This is a genomic window from Flavobacterium sp. (assembly GCF_024305175.1).
In the GTDB taxonomy this organism is placed as follows: Bacteria; Bacteroidota; Bacteroidia; order Flavobacteriales; family Flavobacteriaceae; genus Flavobacterium.
In genome coordinates, this window is the sequence record NZ_JAMWYY010000049.1 from 1 (window position 1) to 12,252 (window position 12,252).

At 42.2% G+C, this 12,252-nt stretch carries 9 protein-coding genes; 3 read left to right on the forward strand and 6 right to left on the reverse strand.

Annotation, left to right across the window (positions count from 1 at the left end):
• A partial coding sequence (locus Q0K96_RS11345) for an AbiH family protein (RefSeq protein WP_297334108.1) occupies positions 1–351 on the reverse strand: 351 nt, incomplete at its 3' end.
• A 130-nt stretch (positions 352–481) separates the two neighbouring features.
• Here Q0K96_RS11345 and Q0K96_RS11350 point away from each other — a divergent pair.
• Positions 482–943: a DUF305 domain-containing protein gene (locus Q0K96_RS11350; RefSeq protein ID WP_297334109.1), complete on the forward strand. Its 462-nt coding sequence runs from the start codon at positions 482–484 to the stop codon at positions 941–943.
• Positions 944–1,029: 86 nt separating this feature from the next.
• Positions 1,030–1,809 carry an alpha/beta hydrolase gene (locus Q0K96_RS11355; protein WP_297334110.1) on the forward strand — a complete coding sequence of 260 codons (780 nt, stop codon included), beginning with the start codon at positions 1,030–1,032 and terminating at the stop codon, positions 1,807–1,809.
• A 9-nt stretch (positions 1,810–1,818) separates the two neighbouring features.
• On the opposite strand, the gene Q0K96_RS11360 is transcribed toward Q0K96_RS11355, so the two are convergent.
• The 5 genes from Q0K96_RS11360 to Q0K96_RS11380 all read right to left on the reverse strand — a co-directional run bounded on the left by Q0K96_RS11360 (position 1,819) and on the right by Q0K96_RS11380 (position 11,035).
• On the reverse strand, positions 1,819–2,202 hold the full coding sequence (locus Q0K96_RS11360; protein ID WP_297334111.1) for a hypothetical protein: 384 nt from the start codon (positions 2,200–2,202) through the stop codon (positions 1,819–1,821).
• A gap of 40 nt (positions 2,203–2,242) precedes the next feature.
• On the reverse strand, positions 2,243–5,017 hold the full coding sequence (locus Q0K96_RS11365; protein ID WP_297334112.1) for a PD-(D/E)XK nuclease family protein: 2,775 nt from the start codon (positions 5,015–5,017) through the stop codon (positions 2,243–2,245).
• A gap of 68 nt (positions 5,018–5,085) precedes the next feature.
• A complete protein-coding gene (locus tag Q0K96_RS11370) occupies positions 5,086–6,480 on the reverse strand; it encodes an OmpA family protein (protein WP_297334113.1) in 1,395 nt (464 codons plus the stop codon).
• Between the two features lie 112 nt (positions 6,481–6,592).
• Positions 6,593–7,786: a glycine C-acetyltransferase gene (gene kbl, locus Q0K96_RS11375; RefSeq protein WP_297334114.1), complete on the reverse strand. Its 1,194-nt coding sequence runs from the start codon at positions 7,784–7,786 to the stop codon at positions 6,593–6,595.
• Between the two features lie 99 nt (positions 7,787–7,885).
• Positions 7,886–11,035, reverse strand: coding sequence for a UvrD-helicase domain-containing protein (locus Q0K96_RS11380; protein WP_297334115.1), 3,150 nt, complete (start codon positions 11,033–11,035; stop codon positions 7,886–7,888).
• 122 nt (positions 11,036–11,157) lie between these two features.
• On the opposite strand from Q0K96_RS11380, the gene Q0K96_RS11385 reads away from it, so the two are divergent.
• Positions 11,158–11,766, forward strand: coding sequence for a superoxide dismutase (locus tag Q0K96_RS11385; protein ID WP_297334116.1), 609 nt, complete (start codon positions 11,158–11,160; stop codon positions 11,764–11,766).
• The last annotated feature ends 486 nt before the right edge of the window (positions 11,767–12,252 follow it).

A 12,252-nucleotide genomic window follows, 5' to 3' on the forward strand; every position in this document is an offset into this window, starting at 1 on the left:
GTGCTTATCACATATTATTTTAAAAAAATTATTATTAAAATTCAATCTACATCTATCATATTGTTTGTAATATTGCGGGTCATAAGATTCTGAAAATTTGCTAACAAATTTGTTTAAATCACTATAGTTTTTAACTTTTTTATATTCATTATTAGCTTTTAGCCAACTACTTTCCTTGAATGCAAATCGTATAAATAATAAATTATCTTCAAATTTAACCTCATTTAAGTTATTTGTAGAAGATAATATGTTCAATACTCTCTCCCAATACCAATTAATAAAATTACAATACCCGGTTGGGAGTCCGTGTGCCAAATCAAAACCATTACCAATAATAACCAGCCTGTTCATTTTTTAATTGTTTAGTATTCAAATATAAATATTTATCAGGTATCTTAATTTTATTACAAAAAACAACCTGTTGATTGTAAGTGGTTTCTTTAAGCGGTAAATTTATAAGGCAACTTAAAACAGAACTTTTATGAAAACAGCTTACTTAAAATTTTTCCTGATGATGGCGGTTTCGTTCGTGCTGATGTACGGCGTTATGTATCTTAATGTGTATGAATCGGATGATGTTTATTTGAGTACCGCAAGAACGTATATGACCTTCCTGATGATATGCCCTATGGCGGTAAGCATGATGCTTTTTATGTGGGGCATGTACCCTAAAAAGAAACTCAACTATGGTATAATGGGCGGGGCGGGAGTGCTGTTTATTATATGCCTTTTCGGGTTGCGGCAGCAAATACCGGTAGGGGATGAGCAATGGATGAAAGCCATGATACCGCACCATTCTTCTGCCATACTAACCAGCACTCGTGCTAATATAAGCGACCCGGAGGCACGCGAACTCGCCAACCAGATAATTAAATCGCAGCAGGAAGAAATAGCGCAGATGAAAGCCATGCTGGAACGTATGGAAGCCGAACAAAATAAATAGCCGTTATTTAACAGCAAGGCATTGTAGCTGTTGGCAATATGCTGTAATTTTGCGGTGCTTTAACAGTAAACAGATAAGGTTTAAACGTGCAACTCGCCTATAAAAATATCAACATCAGCTATACCGATTCAGGTAAAGGTACTGCCGTTGTGCTGCTGCATGGTTTTTTAGAAAACCAGACGATGTGGGATGATCTAAAACCCGAATTCTTAAAGAAGTACCGGGTTGTAACATTAGACCATTTGGGGCATGGCGAAACAGGCTGCCTGGGCTACATACACACAATGGAAGATATGGCCGATGCGGTACATGCGGTACTGCATGAGTTGCGCATCCGGAAGGCTATACTGGTTGGGCATTCTATGGGCGGTTATGTGGCTATGGCTTTTGCAGAGCTGTACCCCGACATGGTAAAAGGTATTGTGCTGCAAAACTCTACTGCAAGGCCCGACAGTGAAGAAAAGAAACTAAACCGAGACAGGGCTATCAAAGCTGTTAAAAAAGATGCATCGGGATTTATAAGGCTTGCTATAAGCAACCTTTTCAGCGAGGAGAACCGTGAGCGTTTTATACCTGAGATTGAGGCGCTGCGCGCCCAGGCATTGCAAACGCCTCTGCAGGGTATTGTGGCAGCGTTAGAGGGCATGAAAGTGCGCAAAGACCGTGAGGTAATACTGCATTTTGCACCGTACCCTGTTATGGTGGTATTAGGCGAAAAAGACCAGAGCCTGCCTTATAGTGAGCATTATGACCAAATAGATAATACTGCGGCAAAACTTATTACATATCCTGACGGGCACATGAGCCACATCGAAAACCGCGAAGCACTGCTAAAGGAACTACTGGATTTTTTTAAAAAATGTTGATACGGTCAATTACATTATAGTATTTGAACCCTCCCCATTTTCTTTTTGCTTATTTTGATTATCGCGGGTTTCATCTAAACAACATTTCTTTAACTCATCTGCACAAGCTCTTTCTCCTTTATTTTTAATTAACCTTACTTCATCACAAATCTGTTTGTATTTCTCTTTGGTAATAGTACCCTCTTTACGCTTATCCGCTGCTTTTTCAACGGCGTCTATATATGCCTTGTCATAGGGTTTAATACACTCCTCAAATTGAACTAAACACTTTGGACATCCTTCTTGTTTAATCTCTAATTCTTTATTGAAAGCTACTGCTTTTTTAGTATTACCGGAGCAGGCAAAAAATATTAATAAAGGAAATGCAAACAAAAGAAATAGAAGTTTTTTCATAAGGCAATAGTGGGATATGTGCTAATTTATCAATTTCTTATTAATCTGTCACCTCCTCAAACGGCACTTCCGCATCCAGTATCTCATTAATGAGCAATACCAGTTGCGAAGTGTAATCTGCAAGGATATCTTTATCTATAACCTCAATTACGGGCAGTGATTTGTCTATCGCATCTTTATAGCAAAAGTTCATAAAGCCGCTTTTCATATTCTTGAATGATATAATGCCTGCTTCAATTTCTTTGCACCCTGCAAGCGGTTCATACATAAAAGCATAAGTAAGCAACTGTATTATCTTCTCATTCTTGATATCGCCCGATAGCCCATCCCATGTTTTAAGGGTAAGGTTGTACTTATCAACTTTACCGGTCTTGTAATCGGTTATCCTTATTTTGCCGTTGCGTTCTTCAATCCGGTCTATGTTTCCCGCAATTTTTACAGGGTAGGGCAGCCGTGCATCTTCAAGCCAGCGTTCAAAAGTATGTTCCAATGCCAGTACTTTTACGCTGTCGCCTGCCTTTAGCAGTTCTTTCTCCTGTTTCAGCAGATTCTGCACGTTGCGTTTGGCTACTTCAAAAGCCAGCAGGTTACGCCCTTTTTTTATTTCGCCTTCTTTATACACAGCCGTAAACTGCCGCATAACTTCATCATTCGCCAGCGCAGCCATATTTTCTATATCATGCACAGCAAGGTATTTACCCAGATAGGGTTTGTATAGCTCCTCAAGTGCGCCGTGTATTATGGTGCCAAGCGTGTTTAGTGCAATGCTTTCCTCTACTTCATCCACTTCTCGAATGCGCAGCACCCTTTGGTAATAAAACTGTATCGGGTTACGGATGTAGCTCGTTAATGCCGATGGCGAAAAACCCTTACCTGTGGCAATTTCCTTTAGCCGTTCTTGAACCTCTGACGATTTCGGTATCAGCATAGGTTTATAAGCTATGTCGGGCAGGTAGGCATTATAGATAACACTTTTAAGATTATGTGCGGGTTTCTGCTCAATTTCCAACTGGGTAAGAAAACGGCTCCGCTCGCCGGCATCAAGACCTTCGCTTTCGGTATTGTACAGCAGGTAAACATTCTTAGCCCGCATCAGCAGGTGGTAAAAGTGGTAGCTGTATATGGCATCTTTTTCTTTATAGGTTGGCAGGCCCAGCTCGCGCTTTACATCAAACGGTATAAACGAGTTTTGTGTTTTTCCTGCGGGGAATTTACCCTCGTTCATGCTGGTAATAATAACATTTTCAAAATCGAGTACACGGCTCTCCAGCACGCCCATTACCTGCAGTCCCAAAAGCGGCTCGCCCTCAAAAGATACCTCGGCAAGTTCTATTACCTGTTTGTAAACCGATTGCAGTATGGCAAGCCCCGCCATTTGCGGATGGTTCTCATAATAATTGATGAGCTTGTTTATAACCTTAAAAATGGAATATAAAAAAGCCTTTGTTATTTTATCTTCTTCCTCATCATTGCTCAGGAAACCTTTAAGGCTTATGATGATGTCAGACAACCTTTGCAAAACAATGCCTGCATCGTCGTCCCACCTGTCAAAGAGCAGCCTGAAAAATGGAGATGCATCCGGATGGATGTCAAACAGTTTACTGTGCGATAAAAATGTAATGTTGTTTCTGTTGATGGTTTCTGTCAACTTTGCAGCGCCGCTAAAAGGCTCTACAAGCGGGTGGGTTAGTATATCAAGTACTTCACGATAGTACAGCGTGTAGCTTTTTTCACTTCTTTGCAATGCATTAGTATGCATTTTAAACAGCTTTTGCACCAGTATCTGTGCAGGGTTGTTGCGGCTGCTGTAACCCATGGTAATGTTAAGCCCACCCACACCCAGCGGAAGGCTGTACAATAAAGGTACCAGCAGGTTTTCCTCTCCCAGCACTACGGCGGTCTTATCCAGAGACTGCCCGCTTTGCTGGATTTCTTCTATAATCTTTCCTGCAATTTTTGCCTGCCCCACCGTTTTAGGTGTGCCGATTATAGTAATATTCTTTTCCTTGCTGAACTCATCGGCTACCCACTCAAATGGCTGGCCGTAAAACTGGCACCATTCTTTTTTAAACCTTCGGATAAACAAGCCAGCGTCATGGTAGGGGTCATTAAGGAAAGCCTGGTCTATATCCCAGTATATTTTTGCCTGGCCGCATGTAAGCAGGTGCTGAATAATGCTTTCTTCGGCAGCGTTCAGGGCATTAAACCCCGCAAAAATTAGCTGGTCTTTTGCAAAAGCGTCAGAAAAGTGGTTGATGTTCTTTACTGCTTCCCGGTAAATAAGCCCCTGATAACCTGCCCCTTTTTTGATGAGGTGGCTGTACAGTGCCTCATAATATTTAGGCAGCAGCTCCCAGAATTCGAGATAATTTTTAATCATCCCGGTGTGGTTCTCCACATCCAGTGACCAATGGCTTAGCTCTTCTATATCTTTCAGGTAAGAGAGTACATGCTTTGGGTTAAGCAGGTAGCGGTCTATTTCATTAAAGTCCTGCAACAGTGTTTTAGCCCAGTTGGCAAAGTTTTCAAAAGGCTGTTGCTTATCTTTTGGGGTAAGCCCTAAGTAAACACTATAGAACTCAAAGAGCAGTTCTATAGTGTCTATGCTGCGCACGCCGGCAACATCCTGTATAAAATCTTCTATGCTTATTATTTCGGGAGCAAAAACAACTTCCGACAGCTTTTTTTTAAGGGCTTCTATTAAAAAAATACGGGCTCTTTTATTGGGAAGTATTATAGTAATACCTGATAATGAGTTACCATAATCGGTAACAAGCTGCGTACTGAGTTTGTCTAAAAATGTTTGCCCGGCCATGCTATAAAAATAAAAAAATGCCCCCGCATAGCGGAGGCATTTTCAGTTTATTTTGGTTATATCAGTTATTACTTGATAAGTTTAACCTCAACCCTTCTGTTCTGTGCTTTACCGGCAGCAGTTTTGTTAGAAGCAATTGGTTTAGTTTCACCGAAACCTGTAGACATTAACCTGTCACGGGCAATTCCGTTTTCAACAAGATAGTTAACTACTGCAGCAGCCCTGTTTTCAGATAGTGTCTGGTTAAGTGCGTTGCTACCATCGCTGTCAGTGTGTCCTTCAATGCTGAATCTTGCCTGTGGATATTCTTTAAAGATTTCTTTCATGTTTTGAAGCACAGGAAGTGTTTCATCTTTGAAAGAAGCTTTACCACTGTTGAACAGGATTGTTCTTGCATACTCGTTAAGTTGCTTCATAACTTCTTCAGTTACTTCAGGGCAACCACGGTTAGCAGATGTGCCTTTTACTTCTGGGCAAAGATCGTCTTTGTCAAGAACGCCGTCACCGTCAGTGTCAGGCCAAGGGCAACCGTTGTTAGCTTTTGGTCCTGCTTCGTTAGGGCACTGGTCGCTGTTATCAGCAATACCGTCACCGTCAGTATCAGGGCAACCCATCATGCTTGCTATACCTGCTACATCCGGGCACTGGTCATCTTTATCAGCTATACCGTCACCATCCCTGTCAGGGCATCCGTTAAGTTCAGCAAGTCCTGCTTCCTGAGGGCAGTCATCCTGGCTATCCTGTATTCCGTCAGCATCTGAGTCAGGACATCCCTGGAATTGTGGTAGTCCGGGTACTTCAGGACAAAGGTCGTCTTTATCATAGATACCATCTTTATCTGTGTCTTTACCTCCGAATTTGAAAGTAAGGCCGGCCATGTGCTGTATGTGCCTTGGTACATTAGCTTCTGCCTGATCTTCAAACGTATGCTTGTAAGTTGAAGATAATGAAAGGCCCACGTTTTCTGCAAACCAGAAAGTAACACCAAGACCACCGTTTAGTGTACCGTTACCTTTTTCGTCAATCCATGTGTAACCACCACCTAGGTGTAGGCTTGGATCGAACCAGCTTGTGCCAAGAAGGCTAAGGAAGCTGTACTTAATAGTACCATCTACACCGTAGTAAGATAGGTCACCCGGATCTGTTACTGTGTAGTCTTGTGTACCCGGAGTACGGGTTGAAAGTTTGTCTATTTTGTTTACGGAACCTGTTACTCCAAATACGAAACCTTGGCCAATGTGCCTCGATACATTCAGATAAGATACAGAAGGAAGGACGTTCCAGTGTTCTTTAGCGTCAAAATAGCCGCTGAACTGGTCACCAAATTCAGAAGCAGCGCCAAAACGTGTACTTACTGCATTGGCACCAAATGAAACGGCCCAAGGGTTGTTTTCGTCCTGCGCATGGGCGTTAAGTCCCATTGCCATAAGTGCAGCAACGAACAGTTTGTTAAGATGTCTCATACTTTTTTATTTTAATTACAAATAGGTTATATCAAGAACAAATTTACTCTGTTGTGTGTTAACAGCAAAACGATTTATTAAAAATTATCCTACTAAACCCGCTAAATTGTAGTTAAATAATAGTTAACGCTTTCCCAACTTCTGTAAATGAGGCAATTGCTTTGTCCAAATGTTCCTTAGTATGAGCCGCAGAAAGCTGTACTCTTATGCGTGCTTTATCCTTTGGTACTACAGGGAAAAAGAACCCTATAACATATATGCCCTTCTTTAAAAGTTCATCTGCCATAACCTGGCTCAGCTTGGCATCATACAGCATTACGGGCACAATGGCACTGTCGCCGTCTATAATATCAAATCCTGCTTTTTTCATTCCCTCTTTAAAGTAGTTGGTATTCCACTCCAGCTTGTCGCGTAAAGAAGTGTCGTTCTTAAGCAGGTCGAACACCTTTATAGATGCGCCAACAATAGCCGGTGCAAGCGAGTTACTGAAAAGGTAAGGTCGGCTGCGCTGCCTAAGCATTTCTATAATTTCTTTTTTACCTGTAGTATAGCCACCCATAGCGCCACCCAGTGCTTTGCCAAGCGTGCCTGTAATGATATCTACACGCCCCATAACGCCTTTGGCTTCGGGAGTTCCTTTTCCGGTCATGCCAATAAAGCCTGCCGCGTGGCATTCGTCTACCATTACCAACGCGTCATATTTATCGGCAAGGTCGCATATCTTGTCAAGCGGGGCAACAAGGCCATCCATAGAGAAAACACCATCGGTAACAATAATTTTAAACCTCCTGTTTTCTTCATTGGCCTTTATAAGCATCTCTTCAAGCTGCTCCATATTGTTGTTTTCGTAGCGATAGCGTGCCGCTTTGCACAGGCGCACACCATCTATAATAGAGGCGTGGTTAAGGCTGTCTGATATTATGGCATCCTCTTCGCCCAGTAACGGTTCAAAAACACCACCGTTGGCATCAAAAGCCGCGGCATATAATATAGTGTCTTCAGTACCGTAAAAATCGGCAATCTTTTGTTCCAGCTCCTTGTGTATATCCTGCGTTCCGCAGATAAAGCGCACTGACGACATACCAAAGCCGTGGCTGTCCAGTGTATCTTTTGCTGCCTGTATTACTTCCGGGTGCGATGAAAGCCCCAGGTAATTGTTTGCACAAAAGTTAAGCACCTTGCTGCCGTCTGTAAGCGTAATTTCAGCATCCTGCGGCGAAGCAATTATGCGCTCTTTTTTGTAAAGGCCGTTTTCTTTTATCTGCTCCAGCTCATTAGCCAGATAATCTTTAATTTTTCCGTACATGATAGTATTATAGTTTGTTGTTGTATGATTATATTATTTCCTTAAATGGAATTGTAAAAATAATTGCAAAGATACAGAAAGCATATTCCTGCCTTAACCTTACATGGGTAAATCTACCACATTTATATCTTCACCTATATATACCAGTGTTTTGCGGGCTACACTAAATCCCATCTCTGCCAGTGCGGCCTGATAGCCGTTAAGCTGGTTTTCATAACGCGCATTATGGTCGCCTGTTTTATAATCCAGCAGGTAGGCCATGCCATTGCGCACAGCCACCCTGTCGGGCTTGATGGTAGCCAAAGCATTGCCTATAATACTCTGCTCGTTATACACTATATTATCTTCAGCAAAAAAATCCTGTAGCTGTGGGTGCTGTACAATTTTATGCAGGGTTTCGGCGGCAGTTTCGCTCTGGCTCTGTACAATTAATCCCGACTCTACAGCCTTCATAAGCGCCATAGGTATATCTGCCGCTGTTTTAATGAAAGACAAAATTTCGTGGGTAACGTTACCAAATTCTATAGCCTGCTGCTGCCTGCTACCCCACATCAGCGCCTCGCGCTGGGCTATCTTAACTGCCCGCGGATTAAAATGTTGCGTTACTACCTCTATAGTTTGCTGCTGCCCATAGTGCGCTTCCGGTTCAGAAAGGCGTTCCGGTTTGCCAAACTCATATTCGTCTTTAAGGTTGTCATAAGCATTAATACTTTGCAGGTAGCTTATAAATAAAGACGACATATTATCGGTAAGCTCGCCCCTTGCTGTAAAGTTGCGGCCCGATATAATATAAAGCTGCTCTTCGGCACGTGTCAGTGCCACATATAATATATTAATGTTGTCGAGCAGTTCTTCCTGCTCCTTTATTTTATAGAGTTCTGCGCCGCGCTCGCCATACTCGGCAACACTCTTATTGCTGTCTATAAGCGCCTTCTGGAAACCGAACGTTTCATCGTCAAGCTCCAGCCACATCTTGCTGCGCGGGGCACGTGCATAATCTTCTTCGGCAAAAGGGAAAATTACTACGGGGAACTCCAGCCCTTTTGATTTGTGTATCGTCATGATCCGTACGGCATCATTACCTTCGGGCGAGGGGATGCTGAATTTTGAGCCATTGTTATCCCAATACTCTAAAAAGTCGGATATGCCCGACTGCGTACGGATGTCGCGCTCCAGCACCAGGTCAAGAAAATACTGCACATAGCTTTGGTTGGCTTTTTCTTTTATAAAAGCATCAACAATGGTTTCTACCGCTTCATAAAGCGATTTTTTCCGGCAGTCCCTAAAGGATATTTTTACGCCATTACTTTGCAGCCATGCCTCAAGCACTTCTTCCGTAGGCTGCTCTATCCCCTCGGATATAAAATTGTGTATTTCGCTGCCCTGCATCCTGTTGCTGGCAACAAAATATAAAAAATGGGCTTTTGCCTCTCTGTTCTCATTGCTTTTAAGGTAGCGCAGCAGGTTTATAATCAGTTTTACCTCGGTGGCATTTTCTATCAGCAGCGTTTCAGAAGATAATATCGGCACGCCTTGCTCGGTCAGGTAATTGGCAAGCAATACCCCCGGCTGCCGCTTGCGGGTAAGCAGTACAATATCTTTATAATTAAAACCGCGGGCAACTGCTTTTTGTATGGTGGCAAGGGTAGCTTCAAGATACAGCTCGTTCCGGTCGCGGGGCATATCCGCTTCATCTGTTTCTGTTTCGGCTATAAAAGATATGCTTACATAACCGCCCTGTTTATCGTTAAGCTCCTGCCTGCTGCTGTTTCGGTACAGTTCGCAATAATCGGCATCTTCAAACTTATCAGACAGGAAACAAAAAAACGCGTTGTTAAAATCTATGATATTGCTGTAACTCCTGTAATTGCGACCCAGGTTAATAACATCCATATCGGGGTTAGAGAAGGGGTTGTAGCGTTTGCTGAGGCCGATAAACTGCTCTGCCTTGCCGCCACGCCAGCGGTATATAGACTGTTTGGGGTCGCCCACAATCATAAGCGAACCTTTATTGCCCTGAAGGTCCTCCTGTGCCAGTGCGTTATCAATCAGCGGAATCAGGTTTTGCCATTGCATCTGGCTCGTATCCTGAAATTCATCTATAAAAAAATGGCGGTAGCGCTCACCAAGCCGCTCATATATAAAAGGTGCCGGCTGGTTTTGTATTTCTTTATGGATGATAGCATTAAACTCGGATATAGAAAGCACGTTTTGCTCTTTTTGTATGCGCTCCAGTTCCTGGCTTATAGAATTTAATAGCGAAAGCGGTGTTATATTTTTGAGGAAAGCCTCATAAAAGTTTTTCTTTTCGTAATTCTTATACACCTTTTGCAGCAGGCCGAGAAGGATTGGCGTTACCCCCTCTATAGCCAAACGGTCTTTAGCGCCTTTGTTTATTTTTATGTCATCGGCCTCATAGTATTTTTTATGTGCAGGCTTTAGAGTGCCATCAATTATATAACCGATATGTTTAGGAAAGTCCTGCCGCGAGAACGACTTCGGGTCTATGCCTTCCTGCTCCAACAAATCGTTTAGCTGGTTACCCAGCCCCTTGCAATCGGCCTCTAAAGCAGCAACTGCCTGGCGCAGCTTTTCTTTTATCAGCAGGAACTCTTCTATGGTTTTTTCACGGAACTGCCCCAGTTCATTACGGTTGTTTTCGTTGATGAGCAACTTGCCTGTTTCAAACAGTTCATAAGTAACATCCCAGCTTTTGTCGTTATCGGTTTTATCCAGAGAAAAATCTACCAGTAACGATGTAAGCACATCATTTTCGCCTGCTTTGGCAATAATGGCATCAACTGCTTCCTTCAGCAGGTTTTCGGTTTCGAGCGATACATCAAATGATACCGGCAGGTTAAGGTCGTGTGCAAAGGCACGTATTACCTTGTGCGTAAACCTGTCGATGGTAGAAATATCAAAAGAAGCATAATTGTGAATAATGTTTTTGATGATAGCTTTCGACTTATCTTTTATAGTGGCAGGCGACAGCCCCGTTTCCTGCGAAAGGACAGTAATAAGTGCTTCCGCGCGCGGTGCAGGCTCATCTTTAGAAAAGTCGGACAGGCTGAAAATGATACGGTTTTTCATTTCTTCTACCGCTTTGTTGGTAAAAGTTATTGCCAGTATCTTGCGGTAGGTATCATCTTCGCCCGAGCGCAGGAGTATTTTAAGGTATTCTTTTACCAGCGTGTAGGTTTTGCCCGAACCGGCAGAAGCGTTATATATAGTAAATGCAGATTTTGCCACTTGTTTTTAGTAAGAATTTAAATTTAGTAAGAGAAATTATAACAAATTCTTATTTCTTTTAAAGTATAAAATCTCTAAATTTGGATTAAAATTAATATTAATCTTTTAAAAACGCACATATTATGGCTTTTGAATTACCTAAACTTCCTTACGCCTATGATGCCCTTGAGCCTCATATAGATGCACGTACTATGGAAATACACCATACCAAGCACCACAATGCATATACTACCAACCTTAATAATGCCATAGAGGGTACTGACCTTGAAGGCAAGACCATCGAGAATATACTTATAAACCTTGATTTGTCTAACGCCGCAGTTCGTAACAATGGCGGAGGTTATTATAACCACAACCTTTTTTGGCAGGTAATGTCGCCAAAGGGCGGCGGAGAGCCAACAGGTGAGCTTGAAGCCGCAATAGAAAAGGCTTTTGGCTCTTTTAATGAGTTTAAGGCTAAATTTGCAAAGGCTGCCGCTACGCAGTTCGGTTCGGGCTGGGCATGGCTTTGCGTGCACCAGGGCGGTAAGCTTGAGGTATGCAGCACACCAAACCAGGATAATCCGCTAATGCCGGAAATTGGCTGCGGAGGCACACCAATTCTTGGACTTGACGTGTGGGAACATGCTTATTACCTGAACTACCAAAACAGGAGGCCGGATTATATTGATGCATTTTTTAATGTGGTAAACTGGGAAGAGGTAGCAAGGCGCTATGCCAACGAAAAATAATATTTCTTGATGTGGAGATACAAACGGGTGCATGCAGATGCATCCGTTTTTTTGTTTTGTTCAAACTTAAAAAATAAAAGCGGAAACATAGTTCCCGCTTTCGCCCCCAAAAAATACCGTAAATTAAATTTACTAATACTATTTGCCTGCAAAAATAGAGTATTATAATTTACAAAACAATTATTTATTTAAAATATTAATATACAATCATTAAACTGTAAATATTATGTGTTTAAAATATAAACAAAAAAAAAGCGATACAGTGTTTGTATCGCTTTTTTGCCCCCAAAAATACCGTAAAAATTAATTTACTATTGCTATTTGATTTCAAAAGTAAGGCAGGAGTGCGGCTGCTGCAACAGTTTTAGACGAACTGCATATAAAAACGTTGAGGTGCCGGTGCGGGATGTAATTGAACCGTTATTAAACATAAAAAAAAGCGATACAGTGTTTGTATCGCTTTTTTGCCCCCAAAAATACCGTAAA